This window comes from Sedimenticola selenatireducens DSM 17993, assembly GCF_000428045.1.
Taxonomy (GTDB): Bacteria; Pseudomonadota; Gammaproteobacteria; order Chromatiales; family Chromatiaceae; genus Sedimenticola; species Sedimenticola selenatireducens.
The window spans coordinates 51463-75361 of sequence record NZ_ATZE01000013.1; the positions used below are offsets into that span (position 1 = coordinate 51463).

Here is a 23899-nt window from a genome sequence, read left to right on the forward strand (position 1 = left end):
CACGGGCATGCGCGCCGCGCGTGCCCGCCTTCCCTCATCCATCACCAGGAGAAATCCATGGCACTCATGTTTCCGCGCCTGGCGCGCAATTTCATCCGTAACGGCTACTTCCCCACCGACGAGCCGACGCTGGAGCGGGCCTTGTCCGCATTGGCGCCGTCTCCCGGCTCCATGTCCATCCTCGATCCCTGCGCCGGCGAAGGCGTGGCGATCGCCGAAGCCGCTCACGCCCTCGGGCGCGAGCAGGTCCAGGTCTTCGCCGTCGAGTACGACGCCGAGCGTGCCCGCCACGCACGGCAACTGGTCGATCGCTGCATCCACGGTGACCTGATGGATACGCTGATCTCGCGCCAGTCCTTCGGGCTGCTGTGGCTGAACCCGCCGTATGGCGACCTGAGCAAGGACGTGAACGGCAACATCGGCTATCAGGGCCAGGGCCGTGCGCGGCTGGAAAAGCTGTTCTATCAGCGCGCGCTGCCGCTGCTGCAGTACGGTGGCGTGCTGGTCTTCATCGTGCCGTCCTACGTGCTCGACGCCGAGCTGGTCGGATGGCTGACGCGCCACTTCGCCGACCTGCGCATCTACCGTGCGGTGGAAACGCAGTTCAAGCAGGTGGTGATCTTCGGTCGCAGGATTCGTCAACGCGACCAGGCGTCGGAGTCGGTCAAAGCCGTGCGCGGTCTGTTGCTGCAGATCGGACAGGGTGACGCCGAAGCCGAGGAACTGCCGCTCGAATGGCCGTTCCTGCCGTACACCGTCCCTGCCAGCCCGGCCGAGCCGGAGCACTTCTATCGCGTGACGATGGAGCCCGAGCAGTTCGCCGATGAAGTCGGCCGGCTGCAAGGACTCTGGCCGGCGCTCGATACCCACCTGGGCGCCGCGCAGCAATCGCTGCGTCCGCCCGCGCGGGCCTTGTCGCACTGGCATCTCGCCCTGGCTCTGGCCGCAGGCGCGATCTCCGGCGTAGTCAAGTCCAAGAGCGGGCGCGTGCTCGTCGTCAAAGGTGATACCCACAAGGAGAAGACCCTCCAGACGGAATGCACCGAACGCGACGACGGCTCCGTGGCCGAGACGCGCATCCTCACCGACAAGTTCGTGCCGGTCATCCGCGCCTGGGACATGACGCCGGGCTCCGCCACGCGGGGCGAGGTGCTGACCATTCGCTGATCGTCGTTCCTCGACGGCAAGCCGCCAGTGCTTCGCCGCCTTCTTTGTCCACCCACCGGGGTCATGTCGCCCCGATGGGGCGCCGTGGCCTCTTTTTCCTGAAGGAGAAATCACCATGGCACTCGCTGTTCTCAACCTCGTGTCGCAACCACGGTTCCCATCCGGGCAAGTGGTCATGACCGCCGGTATCAACGATCTGGTCCACCAGGGCCAGTTCAATCCGGTGCCTTATCTGCGTCGCCACCTTCGTGGTGACTGGGGCGATCTCGACGACTGCGACCGGCGTTCCAACGATGCCGCGTTGAAGTCCGGAGATCGTCTGTTCTCGTCCTACCAGGTCACGCCGACCTTGAATCTCTGGATCATCACCGAGTGGGACCGCAGCGTCACCACGCTGTTGCTGCCATCCGAGTACTGATCGTCATCTGACCGTTCTCTTCCCACCCCTGGGGCATGCCATCGCCCCGCAGGGGTCGGTGCATGCCCCATCTTCATTGGAGCATCACCATGTCCCTCGATCTTGAAACTGTTCCCGAAACCGCTGTGCAGGGCGACCTGCTCGAAGCGGCCGCTTCACCCCTCACGCTCAGCCTGCAGGACTTCGTATCGGAGTTCGGCGACGAGCTGCTCGACTCACTCAACCGCGCCAATCCTCCGGTCTACACCGGCCAGGTGCGGGTGCATCGGCAACTGATCCTCGCCACGCTCAAGCGCAAGCTGTTCCCGGCGCAAGCCGATGTGGTCCATGCCGTCACCGAGCTGTTGGTCGATCGTGGCGAACGCGCCGCGATCGTCAATGGCGAGATGGGCTGCGGCAAGACGACGGTGGGTATTGCCACCGCCGCCGTGCTCAATGCCGAAGGCTACCGCCGTACCTTGGTTCTGTCTCCGCCGCACCTGGTCTACAAGTGGCGGCGCGAAATCCAGGAGACGGTGGCCGGTGCCAAGGTCTGGGTGCTCAATGGCCCGGACACGCTGGTCAAGCTGCTGAAACTGCGCGAGCAGTTGGGCGTGCCGGCGCAGGGCCAGGAGTTCTTCGTCCTGGGCCGCGTGCGGATGCGGATGGGGTTCCACCGGAAGCCTGTCTTCGTTCGCCGGCGCACGCCTCACGGTGACGTGGGGGCCTGCCCGGATTGCGGGCATGTCATCACCGACCTCGACGGCGAGCCGATCAACCCGGTCGAACTCGAAGCCGAGGAGTCCCGCCGCAAGTGCAGCCACTGCCGTGCACCGCTGTGGTCGTTGATCCGTCCGAGAGGCCTGTCCGCCAGCGACCAGTCCTCGACCGTGCTCAAGGCACTGAAGCGTATTCCAACCATCGGGGAAGTCACCGCGCAGAAGCTGATGCAGAAGTTCGGCGACGCCTTCCTCGCGTCGATGCTCGGGGACAACATCCACGAGTTCATCAACCTGATGGATGGCAACGGCGAGCTGGTCTTCTCGGACCGGCAAGCCCATCGGATGGAACGTGCGATGGCCAACATGGAGTTCGGCTTCGGCGAGGGCGGCTACCAGCCGTCCGAGTTCATCAAGAGGCAGCTTCCCCAAGGCACGTTCGACCTGCTCATCGCCGACGAGGCACACGAGTACAAGAACGGCGGCTCCGCACAGGGCCAGGCCATGGGGGTGTTGGCGGCCAAGGCGCGCAAGACGCTGCTGCTCACCGGCACACTGATGGGCGGCTACGGCGACGACCTGTTCCACCTGCTGTTCCGAGCCCTGCCGGGGCGGATGATCGAAGACGGCTACCGGCCGACGAAGAGCGGCAGCATGACCTCGGCCGCGATGGCGTTCATGCGCGATCACGGCGTGCTCAAGGACATCTATTCCGAGAGCACGGGCACGGCGCACAAGACGGCCAAGGGCACCAAGGTATCGGTGCGCACGGTCAAGGCGCCGGGGTTCGGTCCCAAGGGCGTGCTGCGTTGCGTCCTGCCGTTCACGGTCTTCCTCAAGCTGAAGGACATCGGTGGCAACGTGCTGCCGCCCTACGACGAGGAGTTCCGCGAAGTCGCGATGGACACGGCGCAAGCCGCGGCCTACCGCGATCTGGCGGGTCGGCTGACCCAGGAGCTGAAGCAGGCCCTGGCGAAGCGCGACACGACGCTGCTCGGTGTGGTCCTCAACGTGCTGCTGGCCTGGCCGGACTGCTGCTTCCGGTCGGAAACCGTGGTGCATCCGCGCACGCGCAATACCTTGGCGTTCGTTCCGGCTCAGTTCAACGAGCTGGAGGTGATGCCCAAGGAACGCGAGCTGATCGAGATCTGCAAGCAGGAGAAGGCAGAAGGGCGCAAGACCCTGGTCTATTCGGTCTACACCGGCACGCGCGACACCACGTCGCGTTTGAAGGTGCTGCTGGAGCAGGAAGGCTTCAAGGTGGCGGTACTGCGCGCGAGCGTGGATGCCTCCCGCCGCGAGGACTGGATCGCCGAGCAGTTGGACCGCGGCATCGACGTGCTCATCACCAATCCCGAGCTGGTGAAAACCGGCCTGGACTTGCTGGAGTTCCCGACCATCGTGTTCCTCCAGTCCGGCTACAACGTGTATTCGTTGCAGCAGGCCGCCCGGCGCTCATGGCGCATCGGCCAGAAGCAGCCGGTGCGCGTGATCTACCTCGGCTACGCCAACTCCTCGCAGATGACCTGCCTGGGGTTGATGGCCCGGAAGATCATGGTGTCGCAGAGCACGTCGGGCGACGTGCCCGAGTCCGGACTCGATGTCCTGAACCAGGACGGCGACTCGGTGGAGGTGGCACTGGCACGGCAGCTTGTCACGGTCTGATCCATGTGCTCATGCCGGCGGCCCCTCGGGGTCGCCGGCTACTTTCCACGGCCCTTCGGGGCCGTTTTTCTTGGGCGTATGACAGTCCATGGCGCCGCCCGCCATGTATTCGGGCGGGCGTCAGTGCGTTTTGTTTGCTGCCCGCAGGCCAAGCGGCGGCGATGGTGAGGGCTCCGTGTTCCAGGGAAGCGCCCTCCATGCAACCATCCATCTGCGCTGTTCACCGCCTGGCCCTCGCCGCTGGCTTGCTGGCCGGTAGCCTGTTGGCCGCCGGCTGCGCCACGACCGCCACGACCGCCACGCCGTCTGTGCCAGCGGTGCCGGCCGCATCGCCAACCGCCGTCGCGCCGGAGCCGGGTTTCGTTCCGGTGGCCCGCTATGGCCGCTACACCCTGATCGAGCTGGTGCCGGAACCTGCGCAGCGTGATCTCTTGCAGCAGGCGGTGGAGGTGTCTATTCCGCCCACGCTCGATGCCAGCGTGGGCGATGCCATGCGCCATGTGCTCCTGCGCTCCGGCTACCGGCTTTGCGATGCGGCCGAAGCCGCCACGCTCTACGCGCTGCCGCTGCCTGCCGCACGCCTGCGCCTGGGCCCGCTGATGCTGCGCGATGCCTTGCTGACCCTTGCCGGCCCGGCCTGGGAGCTGTCGGTCGATGACTTGAGCCGCCAGGTCTGCTTCAGCCGGCACGGTGCTCCCACCTTCCTTTCCGCCAACCCGCCCGGCGCCGCCCCGCCCGTGCCGGACGCCGACCGGCCCGAGGAGATGCAGCCATGACCTTTCCCCAAGCGCCATCCGAGCGCAATTCCCGCACGCGCTGGCTCAAGATCGCCGCGGCCTTCTGGCTGCTGCTCATCAGTGCCGTGGCACTCATCAACAGCGTCGGCCTGTCGCGGCTCGCCGAGCAGACCCAGAGCAGCGCACAGGATGCGCAGTTCAAGGCGCTGGGCTTGCGCATGGCCGATCTCGAACAACAGGCCGATGCGGACAAGCGGCGGCCGGCGCCGATCAGCCAGGCCGAATTCGCCACCGCGCGGCAGGCGCTGGACGAACGGATGATGCGCCTCGAAGAGGCCGACGAGGCGAGGGCCTTGGCCATCGACCTGCAGACGCTACAGACGCGCGTGAACGGAATCGAGACTCGCCTGGAGAAGACCCGGCAGGTGGCATCCGCCGCTCGCCCGCGCGCGCCGGTTGTGACGAAGCCCAAGGTGCCGGAGCCGCCGTTCCGGGTGCTCGGCGTGGAGCTGCGGGGAGGCGAGCGCTTTCTGTCGATCACCTCCACCGCCGCGCCCTCGCTCGCGGGCGCCCGGCTGCTGCGCGAGGGCGATGCCGAGGGCGGCTGGCAACTGCAGTCGATCGAGGCGCAGGCGGGCGTGTTCCAGGTGAACGGCCAGACGCAGCGCGTCGCGGTGCCGTAGGAGGTGCCATGACCCCCACGCTCACTTCGTTCGCAGCCCCCCGAGGGGGCTTCAGCCTCCTTGAGGCGGCTCGGCGGAGGCTGACCATGAACCTGCGGCCGTTGCTCGCTACCGTCGTTCTGTTCGCCACTTTCGGCGCATCCGCCCAACCGGCCCCGGTGACGAACTCGCGCATGGTGCCCGCCCAGGTGCAGCCGGGCACTGATGCCGCGCTCGACGAGAGGCAGGCGCGGGAGTGGGGGCTTCAGCCCGAGGAGTGGGCACGTTACCGGCAACTGATGCAGGGGCCGCTCGGGGTCTATTCGCCCCAGCTCGATCCGCTCACGGCGCTGGGCATCGAGGCCCGCAGCGAGGAGGAGCGCAGGCGCTACGCGGAGTTGCAAGTGCAGGCCGAGGCCCGGCGCGTCGGCAAGACGCTGGCTTACCAGCGGGCCTACGACGCGGCGTGGCAGCGCCTGTTTCCCGGCCAGCCGCGCGTGAGCCTGCCCGGTGCCAAGGCGCCGGGTGCCGGCAACACCGGCTCCGGGCGCCTGGCGGTCTTCGTCAAGGCCGACTGCGCACCGTGCGCGCAGCGCGTGCAGCAGTTGCAGGCGGCCGGCACGGCCTTCGATCTCTACATGGTCGGCAGCCGTCAGGACGACGCGCGCATCCGGCAGTGGGCCACCCGGGCGGGCATCGACCCGGCCAGGGTGCGCGCCCGCACCATCACGCTCAACCACGATGCCGGGCGCTGGCTGTCGCTCGGCCTGCCCGGCGATCTGCCGGCCGTGGTGCGCGAGGTGAACGGCCAATGGCAGCGGCAATAGGTGCTCCGGGCCGGGAGCGTCGGCCGTCCCGCGTCGCCATCCGCTGCGCCAGCGCCGTGCTGCTGCTCACCACCGGCGGCTGGGCACTGGCCGCCCTGGCGCGGGAAGTGCCGCCGCCGGCCTATCAACTGGCGGCGCATCGTGCAGACGTGCCGGCGGCGGTGCTGTACGCGGTGGCCTTGCAGGAGAGCGGCGCCATGCTGCGCGGGCGCCTGATCCCCTGGCCGTGGACGCTCAACGTCGCCGGCTCGCCACAGCGCTACGCCACCCGCGCCGAGGCCTGCGCGGGGCTGCACCGTGCGCTCGCCCACACGCCGGCCAATCGCATCGACGCCGGCCTCGGCCAGGTCAATCTCGGCTACCACGCGCATCGCTACACGCAGCCCTGCGAGCTGCTGGACCCGTACCGCAACCTCGCCATCGCCGCGGAAATCCTGCGCGAACAGCACACGCCGGGCGAGGACTGGCTCCTTGCCATCGGCCGCTACCACCGGCCCGCCGGCGGGGCACCCGCGGCGCGCTACCGGCGCAGTGTGCATCGGCACCTGATCCGCGTGCTCGACCCCGGCGTTCCCGTTTCAACCCTTCAGGCCACCACGCCATGAACCACATCGTCCTCATCGCCGCCATCGGGCTGCTGTCCACGACCGCCGTCTTCGCGCAGACCACCTCCGCACCGCTGATCGTCGTCGAAGACCGTGGCGGCGACTCCGCGCCGCCGTACTACCAGTCGCTGAATCCTCAGCTGGATCAGGCCACACCGCCGGCCCCTCGCGTGGGCAACGCGGCCGACGCCGAAGCCGCCATGCTGCCGGTGCGCTCGACGCAACTGTCGCCGGGCGAGGTGCAGCGCCGCGTCATCCGGGCGCCGGGCCTGACGGCGCTGTTCCTGATCGGCGATGACGAGCGGTCGCGTGCCTGGCTGCGGCAGCGGCAGGCGGAGCTGCGAGAGCTGCAGGCCGTGGGCCTGGTGGTCAACGTGGAGTCGATGGCCGCGCTGACGGCGCTGCGCAGGCTGGCTCCCGGTCTGACCCTCTCGCCGGCCTCCGGCGACGACCTGGCCCAGCGCCTGGGCCTGCGCCACTACCCGGTGCTCATCACGTCCACCGGCGTCGAGCAGTAGGTGCGCAAATGGCCCAACCGCACGCGGTCGAGGTTCTGCTGCGGCCAGCGGTGGAGCTTTACACCGTGGCGGTCTGCACCGGCGCCGCGATTCTGTGCCTGGTGGCACCGTGGTCGCTCGCGCTGAACCCGCTGCTCGGCCTGGGCTCGGCGCTGGCTTTCCTGACCTTCGGCGCGATTCGCCTGCGCGATGCCTGGGCGATCCTGCGCTATCGCCGCAACATCCGCCGCCTGCCGCGTTACGTGATGACCAGCCGCGACGTGCCGGTGAGTCAGCAACGGCTGTTCGTCGGCCGGGGCTTTCGCTGGGAGCAGCGGCACACGCACCGGCTGATGCAGACCTACCGGCCGGAGTTCCGCCGTTACGTCGAGCCGACGGCGATCTACCGGGCCGCCCGGCGGCTGGAGGAGCGGCTTGAGTTCGCGCCGTTTCCCGTCTCGACGCTGGCGCGCGCGCTGGCCTGGGACAGCCCGCTCAACCCGGCGCGGCCGCTGCCGCCGGTCGGCGGACTGCCGCGCCTGCATGGCATCGAGCCGCACGAGGTCGACGTCACTCTGCCGCTGGGCGAGCGTGTCGGCCACACCCTGGTGCTGGGCACCACGCGCGTGGGCAAGACGCGGCTGGCCGAGCTGTTCATCACCCAGGACATCCGCCGCAAGGTCCGCGGCGAGCACGAGGTGGTGATCGTCTTCGACCCCAAGGGCGATGCGGACCTGTTGAAGCGCATGTACGTCGAGGCCAAGCGCGCCGGGCGCGAAGGCGAGTTCTACGTCTTCCATCTGGGCTGGCCGGACATCTCGGCGCGCTACAACGCGGTGGGCCGGTTCGGGCGGATCTCCGAGGTGGCCACGCGCATCGCCGGACAGCTCTCGGGCGAAGGCAACAGCGCCGCGTTCCGCGAATTCGCCTGGCGCTTCGTCAACATCATCGCGCGCGCCCTGGTCGAGCTGGGGCAGCGGCCGGACTACCTGCTGATCCAGCGCCACGTCATCAACATCGACGCGCTGTTCATCGAGTACGCCCAGCACTACTTCGCCAAAAACGAGCCGAAGGCCTGGGAGGTCATCGTCCAGCTCGAAGCGAAGCTGAACGACAAGAACATCCCGCGCAACATGATCGGGCGCGAGAAGCGCGTGGTAGCCCTCGAACAGTACCTGTCGCAGGTGCGCATCTATGACCCGGTGCTCGACGGCCTGCGCAGCGCCGTGCGCTACGACCGGACCTACTTCGACAAGATCGTCGCTTCGCTGCTGCCGCTGCTGGAGAAGCTCACCACCGGCAAGATCGCGCAACTGCTCGCACCGAACTATTCCGACCTGTCCGACCCGCGGCCGATCTTCGACTGGATGCAGGTCATCCGCAAACGCGCGGTGGTCTACGTGGGGCTGGATGCGCTGTCCGACGCCGAAGTCGCGGCGGCGGTGGGCAACTCGATGTTCAGCGATCTGGTCTCGGTCGCCGGCCACATCTACAAGTTCGGCATCGACGACGGGCTGCCCGGCGCCGCGGTGGGCGCCAAGATTCCGATCAACGTCCACGCCGACGAATTCAATGAACTCATGGGCGACGAGTTCATTCCGATGGTCAACAAGGGCGGCGGTGCCGGCGTGCAGGTGACGGCCTACACGCAGACCTTGAGCGACATCGAGGCCCGCATCGGCAACCGTGCCAAGGCCGGCCAGGTGGTCGGCAACTTCAACAACCTGTTCATGCTGCGCGTGCGCGAGACCGCCACCGCCGAACTGCTGACGCGACAACTTCCCAAGGTCGAGGTGTACGCCACGGCACTGATGAGCGGCGCCACCGACAGCTCCGATCCGCAGGGCAACACGGCGTTCACGTCCAACACCCAGGACCGCATCAGCAGCAACAGCGTGCCGTTGATCGAGCCCGCGCATGTGGTGGCGCTGCCCAAGGGGCAATGCTTCGCGCTGATCGAGGGCGGCAACCTCTGGAAAGTCCGCATGCCGCTGCCGGCACCCGACCCCGACGAAGCCATGCCGAAGGATCTGCAGGAGCTGGCCGGCTACATGCGGCAGCACTACGTCGAGGCAGGAGACTGGTGGGAGACCCAAGGCATCCCCGGCCTGCAGGACAAGGCGCTGCCCGACGACCTGCTGGACGACTTCAAGCAGATGGCCGCCGCTGAAGAGGCCGAAGCATGAGCGATCCGGCCGTCGCGGCCCAGCGCCAGCAGCAACGACAGCAGGGCCTGATCGCCGGCCTGGTCACGCTGCCGTTCCGCTTCTTCGGCGTGCTGTGCGGCGCGCTGCTGCTGTGCATCCTGATCGAATGCGTCGGCATGCACTTCTTCTGGCCCGATCAGGGTTGGCGCCACGCGCAGGGCATGCTGCACCACGAGCTGGATCAGCTCTCGGAGAACTTCACGCGCAGCGCGCTGGTGCAGGAGCCGGGGCGCACCGCGCACCGGCTGGTCGAGCAGGGTTACGACTGGCTGTTCGTGAAGAGCGGTCTGTTGGACTGGATACGCGACGCCTCGGCGCAGGCCAGCGCCGGCAGCCATCGCCCGACCAAGGATTTCCGCTACTACATCGGCTTGGTCTACGTGAACGTGGAGAGCTACCTGATCGCGGCGGCCTACACGACGCTGGTCTTCCTCGTGCGGCTGCTGGTGCTGTGCCTGACCCTGCCGCTGTTCCTGATGGCTGCCTTCGTCGGGCTGGTGGACGGCCTGGTGCGCCGGGACATCCGCCGCTTCGGCGCGGGACGCGAATCGGGGTTCATCTATCACCGCGCCAGGGCCAGCCTGATCCCGCTGGCCGTGCTGCCGTGGGTGACTTACCTGGCACTGCCGGTCAGCGTGAACCCGCTGCTGATCCTGCTGCCCAGCGCCGCATTGCTCGGCGTGGCGGTGTGCATTGCGGCGGCAACGTTCAAGAAGTACCTGTAGCTGCAGCCCTGCGCCAGGTCAGATAAACGATGCCATAGTTTCGGTTCTCTGCTTCGTCAAGAACGTCAGCATTGGCGCGAACAAACACGTTTCAAGCAATCTTCTTCTGCCTGTCTCGCAGAGACGCGGCCCAGTCCTTCAAAGCCTGAATGTCCTGAAAGAGATCAGCAGGTGGTGGCGGCGCGGCATTCCTACCGCTGGATGGATCGTGTGCGTCAACAATGTCGCAGCACTTCTTGAATCCGGCGGCGAAAGCATCGCAGTCAGCCTCGGTGAGCGCACTGACCTTCTTCAGGTCCTTGGCGTTGATGTAGTCCCTGTGGCGTTGAATAACGTGGACGAAAGCGATGTCCTCCAGGCCGCGCTCCCATGTGGCGCGCAACGCGTTGTAGAGCTTCGCCACCTCGACCGCGTACTCGTCTTCCTGGTTGTTGTCATGCAGCAGCTTTGCCGCACGTGCCGCCTTCTCCAGTTTGTCGATGCGATCTTCGACGCTCTGGGCCTTCCAGGGCAGGCCATCGGCCACCATACCGGCTCCCGCGGCGCCACGACTGAGCGTCGTGAGCCGCACTGCCCGCCCGGTCTTCGTCGCGTGGTCATTCAGATCGTTCACGAACACCAGATCATGCGTGAAGACGATGACCTGGCGGTTCTCCGCTTCTTCCACGAGACGCTTGGCCACCTGCCCACGCCAGCGATGGTCCAACGAGGACACCGGGTCATCGAAGACCAGAGCAGAGCGGTGCATCGCGGTGGCAAGCTCGGTCATGAAGGCGGCCAGCGCCACGCAGGTCTTTTCCCCTTCGCTCAGGATTTCGTGGACCTTGGCATCCGGCTTGGCGAAGAGGCGCACCTGATACTGCGGTGAGCCGTACTTGCCGCCGGAGCGCACGATTTCGACGCGAACCTTCGAGGCCGCAAGCCTGACAATCTCTTCCTGAAATCTGTCGCGCAGCCGAGGCGTAATCACGGTGTCGGCAATGTCGTTGCCCATCTTGGTGATGGTGTTCGTCGCCGTGTCGCCCGCACACTCGGTCAGAAACTGGATTGTCTTCAGCCGCTGGATTTCGTCAGTAACGACCGGCAGCATGCCGGCGAGCAGCGCCCGGTCGCTCAGCTCGGCGAAATCGGCTTCGAGCTTCTTGCGTTCATCCGCGTCAGCGGACTTGCGCAGCTCGGCGGCGTAGTTGCGGATCGTGGTCTGAAGCTGGCCGAGATCAGGCAGCGGCGACAGTGGAACGGGCGGGAGCTGTACCTCGCCGTTTCCGCCCAGGGCTTTGAGCAGAACGTGGCGCCGCAGCCGGGCTGCGGCGATGAAGCGGCGCGTCTGCTGCTGCAGCACCTCATTCTGGAGGCCCAGCTCGTCAAGACTGGCCTTCACCGCCCGCGTGCCGATTGCCCCGGCAGCTATGGTCTGCCGTGCGGTCTGAGCTGCCTTCTCTGCCTCGCGTGCCAGCTGTTCCGTGTCCTTCTGGATGAAATCCTCGAAGCGTGCCATCCGTGCACGTGCCTCAGCTTCCAATGGCTGCTGGCAAAGCATGCAATGCGCGTCTTCGGCCGACGGCGGGAACGGCTGTCCGGGGTATGCGATTTCCGTCGAGTAGCGCCGCGCGGAATCCCAAAGCACCCGCCATGCCTCGCCGCCGACCCCGGCAAGGGGTTCGCCCGTGAAGGCCTTCTCCGCGGCAAGACGTGCAGCACCCCGTTTCGACCGTGCGTCCCTGGCGAGGGCAGCGGCTGCCAGCAGCTCCTCATCGGTGGTTCTGGCTGCAACGCTGTTCACCACGGTAATCAGCCGCATGACGTTGTCGGCTTTGACGGTCTGTTCCGCCGCTGCCTTGGTCGGATTCTTCGACAGGTCTTCCCGCAGACGCTCAAGACGGGCGCTTTCGTCTGCCGAGAGTGCCGCCAGGGCTTCGATCTTCTTTGCGTCTGTGTTGGCGTTCAGCGCGGCAAGCGCCTTCCCCACGGCCGTGGCGGCCTTCCAGGTCGGCGCCGCAAAGATCGGATTGCGGGCCTTCTCAAGCTGCTTCTGTTCAGCTGCGAGGGCATCCTTCACCGCCTGACAGGCTGCAGCAAGCTCATCCGGCACGTCCAGACCAAAGGGCCGGAATGCAACTTCGTTCTTCTCGCGGATATGCACGGAGGCGCAGTCGCTATCGAACACGCTCACTGCAGACAGCGTTGCATGCGGATTTGCGCCGTTCTGCCACTGCTCGACCGGCTGCGGCACACCGCCGACCCCGTACGCGATGTTCGCGCCGACGCGCTTCGGGGGCTGATCGGCATACACATTGGGTTCGATTTTTCCGGCATGCCTTGCACGACATGCGCGCTTCAGGATCCGTGCGTAGCCGGACTTGCCCGCACCGTTGTCGCCGTAGATGATCGTGATTCCATTCGGCTCGAAGCTGAGGGTCTGGCCGGCGGCAAGGTTGTTCACGCCGGTCACGTCGGCGATCGACAGAAGCGATACCGCCGCGGTCTGACCGGGGTTGGCCGGAAGGTGGGCCTTCTCCAGCGGTACCGCTTTCAGCGCGCCTACGGGTGGACCTTTGCCCTGTTTGCAAAGGTCCACGAGTTCGCCGATATCGGCGTCCGTCAGACGGCCGTTTGCGATGATGCGGCGCAGGGCGTCACGCTGCCAGAGTGGACGATCCTTTGACCAGTCCAGAATCGTCTCCAGGACGGTCTTTTGCGGTGCGGCGGGTTTCTGCATTTCTTGTTCCTCCGTCGCGCTCCAGGATGATGGCAAAGCGCCGCTCGGTGTCCGAATCGAACTTCTCGGCGGGGCGCTTCAAGAACTTGTGACCGCCAATCTTGGGCGCTCAGGGTTCGCTCACAACCACGCCTTCGAGACGCCCCTTGTCGAGAATATCCAGCAACACCACACTCTGCTTTTCTGTCGGGAGCTTGGAGGGAATCTGCATGGCAACCCTAAGCACGCCGTCTTCCTTTGGCGTGAGCAGATCCTTCTCAAGCAGCGACTGATGGATGCGAGCCCATTCCGCAGCGGGAACAGCCAGCACTTTTTGCTGCGCCTCGATGCCGTTGTCGATCCTCTGCGTCTGCTTCGCAGTCTTCACGATCGCTGCCTGATCATCCTGCGGAACAAGTCGATCGTAGAACTCGGGCGGGAGAAGATTGGCAATGGCGTCGGTACGAGCCTGTATCCTCGTCCAGCACGCCTCCTTCTTGCACCACTCGGAAATGTTGGAAATGCCTTGCGGTGGTCTGATGATGTCGTCGTTCACGACCCCCGACACGACAGCGATGGCACTTTCGAGCACTGGGTCGACCTTCTGTGCGTTCCAGATGCCCAGAAAGTCGATGCTCTCCTTCCTGCGCTTCGTGATGTCACCGAGTACCGCCAGCGTGTAGGCCACGATGTTTGCTCGGTACCCGCCGTTGTACCAAGGCTGCGCAGAAACGATGCGCTCCGTGGCGCGGAAGATCAGACCACGTGCGACAGCCCTCTTGAAGTAGAACTCGTTGAACGCGTCGGATGATTTCTCCCACTCGCTGCCGATTCGGGCGGCGTAGCGCGCAAAGTTCTTCTGGGAGCCAAGATTCACCCACCTGGGGTGGTCATCCCAGACATTCTCGAACTTCGCGAGGTCCGTCTTCGTGAACATCTGTGGCTTGGGATGCTCCGCCTTGAAGCGACGCTGCTCCGCGGGTGTGAGCTTCGACTGTGCATCGGCATACTGGCCGCGTGCGCGCTCATAGAACCACCTCGTCTCGCGCTGGGCGCCCTTCTGCGCGGGTGCCCAGATCCGTCGGGAAAACCCTTCCATCCGCACATGGAACGGGTGGTTCGAGAAGAAGTCGGCGGCATTCACCCGATTCTGGGTGTTCGCATACTCCGATATCCTTGGAACGACCGTTTCGCTCTGCAGGCTGTCGATGACGGACAGCTTCAACTGGACGAATATCTGGGAAAGATCGGCCTTGTCCCGCTTCCGTGTGTGGAACAGCGATGCTGTGGTCTGGCCACCATTGACGATCTGGAGATCGACAACCCTCGTGATCGCCAGACCGGAATCCGTCATCCCTGTCTCGACACTCTGTGCAGTAGCCGTGATCCCGTTGTTGTAGGCAAAGAACATCCCAGGTTCGTTCAGGATCGTCGCCCTTATTCCCTGGTTCACATTGCCGCGCGCCTGCAGGAACGTACGGACGTTCTGCTCAAGCAATCGTGCTCCGAATCTTTCGTACAGGGTCGCCAGCACCTCGGCAGGCATGACCATGAGATAGGATTGATAGGCATCGGTCCCCAGGTGTGCGGGAAGGCAGGCGATGCCCTTGCCGAACATCTGCTCGAAGTCGAGGTCGAGTGGCTCCTTGTGGCTGCGAGAGCTTCGCTGACGATGAAGTCGTGAGATGTCCCAGATGTGGTGAGCAACCGGAACACCTGCCACTTCCGTATCGGGAAGTGCCTGGATTTTCTCGCTGAGCGTGCGCTCGGAGAAGAGAACCAGGTTGACCTGCCGAATGGCGTCCTTGCGATCCGCAATCTGCCTGGCAAGGCCGTACTCCGGCGATGTGACCTCCAGTTCGCCGGCCAGGCCCTTGTTGGCGCTGGCCTCGAAGAAGTTGGCAACACGCTTGAATGCCGCGGCCACTTCCGTTCTGGTGAGCGATGCCAGCTCGTTTCGGGAGTCGAAGTCCGCGATGAAGAGGTCCAGAACTCCTTCGTCATTGAACCAGTAGCCGTCCACGCGCATACCACGCTGCGCCCGGAAATGGCAGAGTTCGAACCCTTCCGTGAAGCCTGTCTCGACAAGGTCGTTCGCGATGGCCTCCATGAATTCGGAGAGCTGGAAGCTGCCATTGGCCTCGGCGCCCGCCAAAAGTTCCTGTCGGAAGTCATGGAAGAATTCTTCGCCGGTCTGCTCCATCAATCCTCTCCGAAGATGGCTGCTTCGTCACACTCGTACGGAGCAATCGTTTCCAGCCTGATGTCGTAGGCCACGTTGGCAATCCCTGGCGGCAGTTGCGACCGCATCAGCCGCGGAAATCCGTCACCAACACGATAGCTGCGCACGTCGCTGACGACAAAGCGAGGCTCATCGTAGTCAGGGAGCGGCGCATAGCCGTGCGCAACCAGCTTCCGGTCAAAGGCCTCGACGGCGTCCGCCTCGCCGAGCCGTGCCTGGACTGCAGTGACGATCTCGTTGAGCGATCGAGCTCCTGCCGCGTCGGCCAGACTGCTCAGCCGGTACACGCGCAGGAACAGCGCATCGTTCAGGGATTCGAGCTGGTCTTCCGATGAAATGCGGACGCTGCTCCGCTCTGCGCCAGAGAGCGATTTGACCTCGACGGCTGTGTTGCCAAAGATGAAATCCTGATGTGATCGTTCCGGACCGAGCCAGGCTTCGACGGCGTCACTGCTCGACATCTGCCGATCGATCAGTTCCGTCAGAAAGACGATTTCGGCGAAGAGACCGCGGACTTCCTCGATGGACAGGTGCTGACTCCGGCCTGACAGGAAGGTCTTCCAACGGCGGATGTGTGCCAGAGAGACCGCGAGAGAACTCGCCGAGTCGGTGGCGTGCTCCAGCGAGGATGCAAGGGTGCGGCACAGTCCTTCGAAGAGATCGCGGTCGACCTGCCTTTCAAGGGCGAGGACCAAGTGCTGCTGCCCCTGATCTCCGGCACGAAGATCGACATCGATGCCGTTCACCGTGACCGCGTTCTTCCGGTACTGGGCTGCGTGGTCGCCATGAAGCTCCACGATGAACAGGCAGGCGCCACCGGCATCGCGTCCCCAGAAACAGGGCACGGCCGTTCCCACCGCAACCTGGCGGACATTGAAGTCCGCTCCCGGAACGGCGATGTCATCCCACGGGGAGGACTCAGGCATCGTAGTCATCCTCCTCGTCAGGATCGTCGGCGTAACCCTGCATCTGCTGGAGCCAGACCTTGTTCACGACGACATTGATGGTCGTCGAATAGTCCCCGTAGGGAAAACTGACGCCGAAGGCGGCGATCGGTCCCGTCACGGCCTCGCCCTTGGGCTCCAGGCTGTGAATCATGAGGAGCGGCTTGTTCCGAACCATGCGGTAATGTGTGTCGGATACCGCTCCTGAGCCATCTTCGCCGCCTGCCAGCGTCCTGGCCTCATTGCGTTGTGCGTCGCTGAGCCCAAGCTTCTCGTCGCCACGCGAGGCAACCCTGTCCTTGTTCAGGCGCCACGAAGTGCCGTTCGGCTGATCCTTCCCGACGACGCGCACCTGATTCCTCAGGGTGAACGGGTTTTCACCGCCTGAGCCACCCGAAGGGGAAATCAGCAGAACATCGGCCAGCGGGCGCTTCGTCGCAATCCGTTCGAGATAGCTCACCACGTCCGACTTCTGTCCAGAAAAGGTCGAGTGGCATTCGAACCGGGTGAGGAAGTCGTCGATTACCTCGACGGGCACGTCCCTGAAGATGACGCCCTTTTCGGTGGACTCCTCCGGTCGCCCGCCGAATCCACTTCGCCAGTGATCGCCGATCAGCGCAAGGTTCCTAGCATTCACGTCAGGGTCGGTGGAGACAATGTAGCTCTCCCGCAATCGCCCACTGAAACTCTGCTCGACCGTGACCTCCTGGCCGGATCGCATCTTGTTCGCCGCCGTGATCAGCAGGCTGTCCGGATGCGAGCGGACGTACAGGCCAAAATCCTTCGGGCTAAGGCGATCGCGCCGCATGCGCTTGACCTGCTGTACAAGCTCTTCGGCGGCATCGGCGATGTGGGAGTACCAGTTGATCGAATCGCGTGAGAGATGGACGCGGCAGAGGTCCTCGAAGCCCGGCCGGTAGCCGAACCAGCGGCCCATCTGCATGAGGGTGTCGTACATCTTCGTGTTGCGGTACATGTAGCTGACGGTCAACCCCTCGATGGTCAGGCCTCGGGAGAGGCTCAGACCACCGACCGCGACCGCGGTCAACCCGACTCCTTCCTTCGCGTAGCGGGCGTAGTCGAGCACCTCGTCACTCTTGCTGTTGATGACATAGAGGTGGAGGTGCTCGAAGACGCCGCTGAGGGCAGCCTTCACCTCCGCCCAAGTAAACCCAGCATCGGCATACTCAGCATCGAAGGCGTGCTTCAGGCCCTGCATGTACGCGTTTCTTGCGGAAACCTCTTCCGGCATCGCGTAGTTGGCGAGAACCGCTTCCCTGATCTTCTTCTCCCTGAGACTCAGGAAGTCACGCACGGCCTTCTGAACGGGCACGAAGCGCGACACATTGACCATCATTGAGCAATGCTTGCCGGTCTGCCCACGCAGGTTCCGGATGGCGCGGGCGACGATGAATTCGTCGAGTGCGCGATAGAGGCTGGGGGGCAACTCGGGGACAGGATCGTCACGCTTGTGGGCGTACGGGATGAGATTCTCGCAATCGTCGATCGGCCTCACGATCGATTGACTGGTCGCCTCGTCGAGGAACACCTTCTCGGCACCGAAGTACGTCGTTGGCGCGTCCAGGCAATAGATGAAGTCGCGCGGGAACAGCTCCTCACGCACATCATCGCCATAGGCGTCGGGGTTGATGAAGATGTTGGCGAACGGTGTCGCCGTGTAGCCGACATAGCACGATTTCGCGAACAGCCCGAGGATGCGCCGGATCATCGCATTCGTTCGGGTCGGATCCAGATCCTCCTTGTTCGTGTTGATCGACGCGTTGTCGGCCTCGTCGTCAATCAGCAGCATCGGCACGTCGGAAATCCGGCCATCGCCCTCGGCGTTCAGCTCCTTCAGCCACTTGTGAAGAGCCGTGAGCGTCGTGACGTTCTTCTTGATGACCAGAATGATCGGCTTGCTGAAGTCGTTGATCTTCCAGCCGCTCTTTTCCGCCGTGTTCTTGTTGAAGTCCTCGTTGATGTTGGTGAGGGTAGCCGGATGCGGATAGCCCGGCGCGAGGCCGACACCGATGTTGCGACGATCCTCGGGATCGCTGGACCGGCCGATGAAGGCCTCATCGATGCGCTGCTGCGTCTGCTTACGCAGATTGTTGTGAATGCCGGCGACAACGATGATGAACTTGTAGCCGGCGTCGGCGGCGCGTGCTATCAGGCCGGTGTAGTTGGCCGTCTTGCCCGACTGCACATGACCGATGACAAGGCCGCGACGGTTCCAGGTTGTGCCCTCGCTTAACGGATCCTGCAGGTGGCCGAGAATGCGGGTCGTCACATCGCTCAGCGACTGGACCATCTGCGGTGGCCAACTTTCCTTGAGAAGAAAGTTTCCATAGGATTCCGCATACGTCCAGGCGACATCCTCACGCTTGTGGACCCACTGATCGTCATGCTTCGCAGTGACATCCACCAGCGAAACACCGGCCCCCATGCGCGTGTCGACCGAGATCATCGCCTCGGTGACGATATTACGGAGATCACCCGTATAGCCGAAGATCGCGGCGATCTGTCTCGCCTTCTCCTCCACCTGCTCGCGCGTCGGCGTCTCGGCCATGTTGGCAAGGCCTGAGATGAGCGCGTTGGCAATGTTCCGTTCTTCCGTGATGACTGTGAGGCTCATGCAAAGGTCTCGCTGATGAATTTTTCGGCCAGTTCGATCTGGCCATCGAAAAGGTGCGTCGAGCGCACGATCTGGAGAAAGGCATTCGGATCGCCCGGCCCGTCGCCGTAGAGCACCTTCCTGAGACTCTTCAGGCGCTCCAGAGTCTGGCTTTCATCCACCGCCCTCTGGTTGATCTCGCGCGGATGGGTCGAGTAATCCGAATAGATCATCTCCACCGGTAGGGAGGCGGCAATCGAATCCAGCAGGACACGAAGCAGATCCACATCCTCGGACGAAAGTCTTGTGCCCAGGGATGCGATGAGCGGGTGCTGCTCGTTGATTGCGAAACGGATGCCGCCGTGATCGGCGTAGCGCTCCCAGAACGGGGCTTGGCTCTCCTGAAAGAGCTTCTGCCCACGCCCCCTATGCACCGTTACGCTGCGGGCAGTGATCCTGTTGATGATCTGACGCAGCCGCTCCCGCACCCCATGCGGCGGGCGGGCACGGGATTTCTTGATGTCGATGGTCCAGGCTTCGTCCAGGCTGTTGGGAAAGTCGATCTGTACCCGCGCCAACTTGGTGGCCTCGCCCTTCGGCACGAGTCTGAACCAGTCGCCCCAGGCCATCAGGCGGCCGTTTCGATAGACGTAGCCCCCCTGATTGGAGATGAAGTCACTGCGATCCTGGTAGTAGTCGTACTCGGACGCGGACAGACGACTGTGGTGTGGAAGCACGTAAGGCTGCAGGCGCACCTCGGCCTCGCCGATGCGGACGATCTCCTCCGGAAGCACCTGGGTGGCAGGATTCTTCCTGCAGAAGGGATCGAATGCCGTAATCGGACGACCATTGACGGTGAGAGAAATCCTGGCATGTCCCTTGATCTCACCCGAGAGAAACCGGTGGAAGACAAGTGACAGATGTCTGCCTACTGCCTCAAGCTTCTCATTGACGATCTCGTCTCGACGATCCCCGGCCTCGTCCTCCATCAATCGGTCGAGCTCTCGCCAGATAACGGCCGTGCCCCGGGCGCCGAGCCGTTCGACATAAGGCAGCCCATGGATGTCCGCATCGTCCAGGATGGAAAGAATCCAGTCGTCGGCAGCATCGATGCGATCCAGATTCCATTCGGCTCCGCAGACAGTTCCATCGCGTGTGCTCACAACGGTCAGCGAGCGACATTGGGAAAACGAGGCTGTCTTCAGGCCAAGGCCGAAGCGCCCAAGATCCTTCGGCGACCGATGCTGCCTGGGGTTGCCGGTCCCATGACGCATCGCATCGAGCAGCTCGTCTTCCGTCATCCCCCTGCCGTTGTCGAGGATGACCATCACAGGATGCTCACCGGACACATCGCAAATGATGTCGATGGTGTCCGCGCCAGCGGAAATGCTGTTGTCGATCAGATCGGCAATCGCAGTTTCGAGCGAGTACCCAAGGTCCCGCATCGATTCGGAAAGGCAGGCCGCGCTCGGCGGATGACTGCGATCACGAGCCATCGGCTTCCTCTTGCGTCTTCTCGTGAGTCACGTGCATGGTAAGCTCCGAATTGCTGCTTCGGGTGTCGTCTTCATCCGTTCGCATTGCCAAGCGGAAGCGCGGAGCTGCCATTTCTGCAGACATTCAGGCGGAAGATGCTCAAGACCATGCGCGTTCCTACCACTCCGCAGCGCAGCCGCATGATGTCGAGCATTCGCGGAAAGAACACCCGGCCGGAACGGATACTTCGCTCCCTCCTTTTCGCCAGGGGTTTTCGATATCGACTTCATGTGCGGGGGCTGCCCGGCTCCCCCGACCTTGTGTTCCCGAAGCGCAAAGCAGTGGTGTTCGTCCATGGCTGCTTCTGGCACCGACATGAAGGCTGCCGCTACACAACCACTCCCAGGACCAATGAAGATTTCTGGCGGCAGAAATTCCAGGGAAATGTCGCTCGCGACAGGCGCCATGCGGAGATGCTCCATGCTCTCGGCTGGCGCGTGGCGGTCGTCTGGGAGTGCGCCTTGAAGCACTCGGTCGAGGAGACTACGCAAGCGGTTGAGGAGTGGCTGCATGGCGATGAGGATGTCCTGGTGATTGGTCAGAGCATTGGCTAGCCCGCTTCGGCAAGCACCGGAAGCTGTTCTGGCAGGTTTCGCGGCACGCTTCCCGCCGGCCTCTTCTGTACGGCATCACCAGCCTGCCTCCGCCTCCTCCTGCTCATCTCGTTCAGAAGGCTACGAACGATCCTGGCCAGCTTGTGAGCAAGCAACGGAGGCACCGCATTGCCTACCTGGGTGTACTGCTCAGTGCGGTTGCCCGCGAAGACGTAGTTGTCGGGAAACGTCTGGAGCCGTGCTGCTTCCCTGACCGTGAGACTTCTGCATTGGGAGGGGTCGTAGTGGATGTAGTAGTGCCCGTCCTTGGCAATGTGAGCCACCACCGTGGTGGACGGTTCGTTCCTGCACTGCACGCGGAACCGATCCTTGAACGGGATCGTTTCGGATTCCCGATCGACATGCACATTGATGTGATCGGGAAGCAGCTTGGGAGGGAACACATCCAGCCGTGGGCAATATCCCCATAAATGAGCGAAGCTGGCCGAGAAAAGATAGCGAGCAAGATCGGATGCCATGTGCGCGCGCGCTTCATGCTGACAGACACCACCCAGGCTTCGGTCGTGAAGCCATTGCTGAAGCTCGGTCGGCTTCTTCGGCCTTCTGTAGCCTCGTGAAATGAAGGCGCCACCGGTCGTGGTGCTGGTTGCCGCAGCGGCAAAGGCACGCATTGTCCCGATCATGACGGACTCGTTTTCTGTCCTCCATCCCTTGACGTAAGAGGGGCCAGCCTGAACAGCCTTGCGCCATGCCTCCACTGAATCGCCACGCGACAGCTTGCTGCGGATTCGGGGAAGATCGTCAATGGCCTGTTTGACCGTGACAGGCCTCGCTACTGGTGCCAGCAACTGGTGTTGAGGCATGTCCAGCCCCTTTCTCACTCCGAGCAGAATCACGCGATGCCTGCTTTGCGGGATCCCATGGCGCTCAGAATGGATAAGGTAGTCGGTGGGTTCCAGCGAACTGCCGTCGCCCTTCTTGGTGAAGGATCGGATCTCATATTCGAGCCCCTCGGTCGGCATCGAAAGATCCGCAATGATCTTCTCGAACATTGGGTCGCCGGAGTGCTTCGAGGAAAGCAGACCCTTGACATTTTCCATCACGAAGATGGTGGGCTTGTGCACTTGGATGATTCTCAGGTATTCCCTGTAGAGGAAGTGCTTTTCATCCTTGTGAAAGTCCTTGTCGTTGGCGCGTCTGGAGCGCCCCGCCAGCGAATACGCCTGGCAGGGCGGGCCGCCGATCAGCACCCAGGTTTCCTGCCCCTTCAGTGCAGCGCGAATTTCCCTATCAATACTGGCTTCGTCGGACTTGCCAAGCTCTAGGCACCTCGCTTCGGTGGCAGCATGCTCGAAGGCGCTGGCCACGGCAGGGATCCTGCGGAAAGCGGCCTCATCGATCTCGCCTCGTATGTAGCTGTAGTAGTGCTTGACGTCCTTGGTGCCACGCAAACGCCTGAACACTGCCCTGAGCGTCAGCGTGCGATGTGCGACAGCATCCTTTTCAATGGAAAGGGCGATCTCGAAGAATGGCTGCCGTTTGTGGCCCTGCAGGGAAGCAAATCCTTCCCCGAGCCCTCCTGGGCCAGCAAAAAGATCAATTATGGGAACTGGCACGCCAGCAATCCTCCCCTTGGTTCTTTCCCGAATGTGATTCGGTTGCTGATTTGGTGCACGCTCACTCTGCCTCCGGCTTCTTCTTGCTGATGCTTTCGGCGATCCACCGATCCAGCTCCGAGCGGCGAAAGCGCCAGGTTCCCCCAAGCTTGAACGCCGGAATCTCGCCTTTCTGGGCAAGGCGATAGACCGTCCGTTTCCCGGCTTTGAGGTAGGCCGCGACCTCCTCAAGCGTGAGGATCTCGCTCTCGACTTCAGTCATCCGGAAACCATCCGATCTGGCCTTTCGTTGATTACGATTGCCAAGTTTAGCCAATTCTACCAAGCTGCGGTAGGTGCTGGCCAACTCCACAATCCCGGGAGCATTGGACGGTTGATCGCCAGCTCGCCCCGGAAATCCGGTCATGCCGTAGTTCCCATTCCCTGCGGCGCAAAGCGAGAGCGCGCCACAGCATCTGGCCATCCGCTTCAACGGGGAATGGCACGATGGGACAGACCAACCGCCGCGCATCCGCATGGCCTTCGCTGGCCGTGCTGTTGGCCGTGTTGCTCTCGGCCATGCAACCCGCCATCGCCGACGACACCCCGGAGCGTGAGCAGCTCGCCGCGCTCGCCCGCCAACTCGACCTGATCGACCGCCTCGCCGAGCACGCCGCCCATACCGCTCCGCAGGAACGCGCCCGCTACCACTTCGACTACGCCCGGCTGCGCGCGGACCTGAAGCGCGTTCGCGCCGGCCTGCAGGACTACCTCGTGCCCCAGCGTGCCCAGCCGCGCGATCCCGTCCCGCTGGTCGGCGATTACGTCCGCCGTGACCGCGCCGACGACGAGGACGAGGAGCCATCGCCATGACGCCCTCTGCCGATCAGGTCGCCGCCTTCCAGGCCAACGGCGGCTTTGCGCCTTCGGCCGTCTCTGCCGTGGTGCTGGGCTTCGTGTTCGCCGTGTTGCTGCTGTGGGGCGTGTGGGCCATGCGCACCGCCTACGTCGGCTGGGCCGAGCACCGCATCACCGAACGTCAGTTCCTCGCCGTCGTCGTGCGCTTCGTGGCGATGTACCTGGTGCTGACCTTCTTCCTCCTCTCCTGACCGTCACGAAAGGCCATACGCCATGAACACGCCACCGACATCCCATCGCATTCCGTCCCGCATCGCCGCACCGCTGCTGCCGCTGGTGCTCGCGGGCCTGCCGCTGTCGGCCTTCGCGCAGGGCCTGCCGACCATGGAAGACCCATCGCGCGGCCAGGGCAGCGGCATCCTGCAGACCTTGCAGAACTACGGCTACGACATCGTGCTGCTGATCGCGCTGCTCGTGGTCGCCTCGATGTTCGTCGGTGTCTGCTATCACGCCTACACCCGCTACTCGGAGATCCACACCGGCCGCGCCACCTGGGGCCAGTTCGGCCTGACGGTCGCCGTGGGCGCGATCCTGCTGGTGGTCGGCATCTGGCTGCTCACCAAGGCCACCGGCGTGCTGTAAGGGCGGCA

The 23899-nt window shown here is 63.9% G+C and carries 21 protein-coding genes; 14 read left to right on the forward strand and 7 right to left on the reverse strand.

Annotated features, from left to right (window positions below; translation table 11 throughout):
- The first annotated feature begins 57 nt into the window (after window positions 1-57).
- The 10 genes from A3GO_RS0111950 to A3GO_RS0111995 all read left to right on the forward strand — a co-directional run bounded on the left by A3GO_RS0111950 (window position 58) and on the right by A3GO_RS0111995 (window position 10208).
- Window positions 58-1167, forward strand: coding sequence for a DUF6094 domain-containing protein (locus tag A3GO_RS0111950; RefSeq protein WP_029133596.1), 1110 nt, complete (start codon window positions 58-60; stop codon window positions 1165-1167).
- A 115-nt stretch (window positions 1168-1282) separates the two neighbouring features.
- Window positions 1283-1585 (forward strand): hypothetical protein, encoded by a 303-nt coding sequence (locus A3GO_RS0111955; protein ID WP_023123934.1) that lies wholly within the window; start codon window positions 1283-1285, stop codon window positions 1583-1585.
- 89 nt (window positions 1586-1674) lie between these two features.
- The gene (locus A3GO_RS0111960; protein WP_029133597.1) at window positions 1675-3948 is read left to right on the forward strand and encodes a helicase-related protein; all 2274 of its coding nucleotides are present in this window, start codon (window positions 1675-1677) and stop codon (window positions 3946-3948) included.
- A gap of 197 nt (window positions 3949-4145) precedes the next feature.
- Window positions 4146-4724 (forward strand): PFGI-1 class ICE element type IV pilus protein PilL2, encoded by a 579-nt coding sequence (pilL2, locus tag A3GO_RS0111965; protein ID WP_029133598.1) that lies wholly within the window; start codon window positions 4146-4148, stop codon window positions 4722-4724.
- A complete protein-coding gene (locus A3GO_RS0111970) occupies window positions 4721-5368 on the forward strand; it encodes a hypothetical protein (RefSeq protein WP_029133599.1) in 648 nt (215 codons plus the stop codon). The genes pilL2 and A3GO_RS0111970 overlap by 4 nt, the downstream gene beginning before the upstream one ends.
- An 86-nt stretch (window positions 5369-5454) precedes the next feature.
- Window positions 5455-6174, forward strand: a complete 720-nt coding sequence (locus tag A3GO_RS0111975; RefSeq protein ID WP_029133600.1) for a TIGR03759 family integrating conjugative element protein — start codon at window positions 5455-5457, stop codon at window positions 6172-6174.
- Window positions 6159-6779 carry a lysozyme family protein gene (locus tag A3GO_RS0111980; RefSeq protein ID WP_029133601.1) on the forward strand — a complete coding sequence of 207 codons (621 nt, stop codon included), beginning with the start codon at window positions 6159-6161 and terminating at the stop codon, window positions 6777-6779. The genes A3GO_RS0111975 and A3GO_RS0111980 overlap by 16 nt, the downstream gene beginning before the upstream one ends.
- Window positions 6776-7297, forward strand: coding sequence for an integrating conjugative element protein (locus A3GO_RS0111985; RefSeq protein WP_029133602.1), 522 nt, complete (start codon window positions 6776-6778; stop codon window positions 7295-7297). Before A3GO_RS0111980 ends, A3GO_RS0111985 begins: the two co-directional genes overlap by 4 nt.
- A gap of 8 nt (window positions 7298-7305) precedes the next feature.
- Window positions 7306-9462 carry a type IV conjugative transfer system coupling protein TraD gene (traD, locus tag A3GO_RS0111990; protein WP_029133603.1) on the forward strand — a complete coding sequence of 719 codons (2157 nt, stop codon included), beginning with the start codon at window positions 7306-7308 and terminating at the stop codon, window positions 9460-9462.
- A complete protein-coding gene (locus A3GO_RS0111995; RefSeq protein WP_029133604.1) occupies window positions 9459-10208 on the forward strand; it encodes a TIGR03747 family integrating conjugative element membrane protein in 750 nt (249 codons plus the stop codon). The genes traD and A3GO_RS0111995 overlap by 4 nt, the downstream gene beginning before the upstream one ends.
- A 91-nt stretch (window positions 10209-10299) precedes the next feature.
- On the opposite strand, the gene A3GO_RS0112000 is transcribed toward A3GO_RS0111995, so the two are convergent.
- The 5 genes from A3GO_RS0112000 to A3GO_RS0112020 form a co-directional block, all read right to left on the reverse strand.
- Window positions 10300-12927: an AAA family ATPase gene (locus A3GO_RS0112000; RefSeq protein ID WP_029133605.1), complete on the reverse strand. Its 2628-nt coding sequence runs from the start codon at window positions 12925-12927 to the stop codon at window positions 10300-10302.
- 109 nt (window positions 12928-13036) lie between these two features.
- Window positions 13037-15109, reverse strand: coding sequence for an AIPR family protein (locus A3GO_RS0112005; protein ID WP_029133606.1), 2073 nt, complete (start codon window positions 15107-15109; stop codon window positions 13037-13039).
- The gene (locus tag A3GO_RS0112010) at window positions 15109-16074 is read right to left on the reverse strand and encodes a PD-(D/E)XK motif protein (RefSeq protein ID WP_029133607.1); all 966 of its coding nucleotides are present in this window, start codon (window positions 16072-16074) and stop codon (window positions 15109-15111) included. The genes A3GO_RS0112005 and A3GO_RS0112010 overlap by 1 nt, the downstream gene beginning before the upstream one ends.
- Complete coding sequence (locus A3GO_RS0112015; RefSeq protein ID WP_029133608.1) at window positions 16067-18727, reverse strand: Z1 domain-containing protein; 2661 nt, start codon at window positions 18725-18727, stop codon at window positions 16067-16069. Before A3GO_RS0112015 ends, A3GO_RS0112010 begins: the two co-directional genes overlap by 8 nt.
- Window positions 18724-20202 (reverse strand): ATP-binding protein, encoded by a 1479-nt coding sequence (locus A3GO_RS0112020; RefSeq protein ID WP_029133609.1) that lies wholly within the window; start codon window positions 20200-20202, stop codon window positions 18724-18726. The genes A3GO_RS0112015 and A3GO_RS0112020 overlap by 4 nt, the downstream gene beginning before the upstream one ends.
- A gap of 135 nt (window positions 20203-20337) precedes the next feature.
- On the opposite strand from A3GO_RS0112020, the gene A3GO_RS0112025 reads away from it, so the two are divergent.
- Window positions 20338-20796, forward strand: coding sequence for a very short patch repair endonuclease (locus tag A3GO_RS0112025; protein WP_029133610.1), 459 nt, complete (start codon window positions 20338-20340; stop codon window positions 20794-20796).
- On the opposite strand, the gene A3GO_RS0112030 is transcribed toward A3GO_RS0112025, so the two are convergent.
- Window positions 20793-22412: a DNA cytosine methyltransferase gene (locus tag A3GO_RS0112030; protein ID WP_029133611.1), complete on the reverse strand. Its 1620-nt coding sequence runs from the start codon at window positions 22410-22412 to the stop codon at window positions 20793-20795. The genes A3GO_RS0112025 and A3GO_RS0112030 overlap by 4 nt on opposite strands.
- Window positions 22413-22473: 61 nt before the next feature.
- Window positions 22474-22818 carry a helix-turn-helix domain-containing protein gene (locus A3GO_RS26900; protein ID WP_425540320.1) on the reverse strand — a complete coding sequence of 115 codons (345 nt, stop codon included), beginning with the start codon at window positions 22816-22818 and terminating at the stop codon, window positions 22474-22476.
- Window positions 22819-22898: 80 nt separating this feature from the next.
- Here A3GO_RS26900 and A3GO_RS0112040 point away from each other — a divergent pair, with 80 nt between their 5' ends.
- From A3GO_RS0112040 to A3GO_RS0112050, 3 genes are read left to right on the forward strand one after another with little or no spacing between them, the layout of a single operon-like run.
- A complete protein-coding gene (locus A3GO_RS0112040) occupies window positions 22899-23264 on the forward strand; it encodes an integrative conjugative element protein, RAQPRD family (RefSeq protein WP_029133612.1) in 366 nt (121 codons plus the stop codon).
- Window positions 23261-23500 (forward strand): TIGR03758 family integrating conjugative element protein, encoded by a 240-nt coding sequence (locus A3GO_RS0112045; protein WP_010792128.1) that lies wholly within the window; start codon window positions 23261-23263, stop codon window positions 23498-23500. Before A3GO_RS0112040 ends, A3GO_RS0112045 begins: the two co-directional genes overlap by 4 nt.
- A 22-nt stretch (window positions 23501-23522) precedes the next feature.
- Window positions 23523-23891: a TIGR03745 family integrating conjugative element membrane protein gene (locus A3GO_RS0112050; protein ID WP_029133613.1), complete on the forward strand. Its 369-nt coding sequence runs from the start codon at window positions 23523-23525 to the stop codon at window positions 23889-23891.
- The last annotated feature ends 8 nt before the right edge of the window (window positions 23892-23899 follow it).

Excerpts from the sequence above, each read along its gene's own strand:
- A3GO_RS0111950 (WP_029133596.1), top strand. The coding sequence starts at position 58 with ATGGCACTCATGTTTCCGCGCCTGGCGCGCAATTTCATCCGTAACGGC.
- A3GO_RS0111955 (WP_023123934.1), top strand. The coding sequence starts at position 1,283 with ATGGCACTCGCTGTTCTCAACCTCGTGTCGCAACCACGGTTCCCATCC.
- A3GO_RS0111960 (WP_029133597.1), top strand. The coding sequence starts at position 1,675 with ATGTCCCTCGATCTTGAAACTGTTCCCGAAACCGCTGTGCAGGGCGAC.
- pilL2 (WP_029133598.1), top strand. The coding sequence starts at position 4,146 with ATGCAACCATCCATCTGCGCTGTTCACCGCCTGGCCCTCGCCGCTGGC.
- A3GO_RS0111970 (WP_029133599.1), top strand. The coding sequence starts at position 4,721 with ATGACCTTTCCCCAAGCGCCATCCGAGCGCAATTCCCGCACGCGCTGG.
- A3GO_RS0111975 (WP_029133600.1), top strand. The coding sequence starts at position 5,455 with ATGAACCTGCGGCCGTTGCTCGCTACCGTCGTTCTGTTCGCCACTTTC.
- A3GO_RS0111980 (WP_029133601.1), top strand. The coding sequence starts at position 6,159 with ATGGCAGCGGCAATAGGTGCTCCGGGCCGGGAGCGTCGGCCGTCCCGC.
- A3GO_RS0111985 (WP_029133602.1), top strand. The coding sequence starts at position 6,776 with ATGAACCACATCGTCCTCATCGCCGCCATCGGGCTGCTGTCCACGACC.
- traD (WP_029133603.1), top strand. The coding sequence starts at position 7,306 with ATGGCCCAACCGCACGCGGTCGAGGTTCTGCTGCGGCCAGCGGTGGAG.
- A3GO_RS0111995 (WP_029133604.1), top strand. The coding sequence starts at position 9,459 with ATGAGCGATCCGGCCGTCGCGGCCCAGCGCCAGCAGCAACGACAGCAG.
- A3GO_RS0112000 (WP_029133605.1), bottom strand. The coding sequence starts at position 12,927 with ATGCAGAAACCCGCCGCACCGCAAAAGACCGTCCTGGAGACGATTCTG.
- A3GO_RS0112005 (WP_029133606.1), bottom strand. The coding sequence starts at position 15,109 with ATGGAGCAGACCGGCGAAGAATTCTTCCATGACTTCCGACAGGAACTT.
- A3GO_RS0112010 (WP_029133607.1), bottom strand. The coding sequence starts at position 16,074 with ATGCCTGAGTCCTCCCCGTGGGATGACATCGCCGTTCCGGGAGCGGAC.
- A3GO_RS0112015 (WP_029133608.1), bottom strand. The coding sequence starts at position 18,727 with ATGAGCCTCACAGTCATCACGGAAGAACGGAACATTGCCAACGCGCTC.
- A3GO_RS0112020 (WP_029133609.1), bottom strand. The coding sequence starts at position 20,202 with ATGGCTCGTGATCGCAGTCATCCGCCGAGCGCGGCCTGCCTTTCCGAA.
- A3GO_RS0112025 (WP_029133610.1), top strand. The coding sequence starts at position 20,338 with ATGCTCAAGACCATGCGCGTTCCTACCACTCCGCAGCGCAGCCGCATG.
- A3GO_RS26900 (WP_425540320.1), bottom strand. The coding sequence starts at position 22,818 with ATGACCGGATTTCCGGGGCGAGCTGGCGATCAACCGTCCAATGCTCCC.
- A3GO_RS0112040 (WP_029133612.1), top strand. The coding sequence starts at position 22,899 with ATGGGACAGACCAACCGCCGCGCATCCGCATGGCCTTCGCTGGCCGTG.
- A3GO_RS0112045 (WP_010792128.1), top strand. The coding sequence starts at position 23,261 with ATGACGCCCTCTGCCGATCAGGTCGCCGCCTTCCAGGCCAACGGCGGC.
- A3GO_RS0112050 (WP_029133613.1), top strand. The coding sequence starts at position 23,523 with ATGAACACGCCACCGACATCCCATCGCATTCCGTCCCGCATCGCCGCA.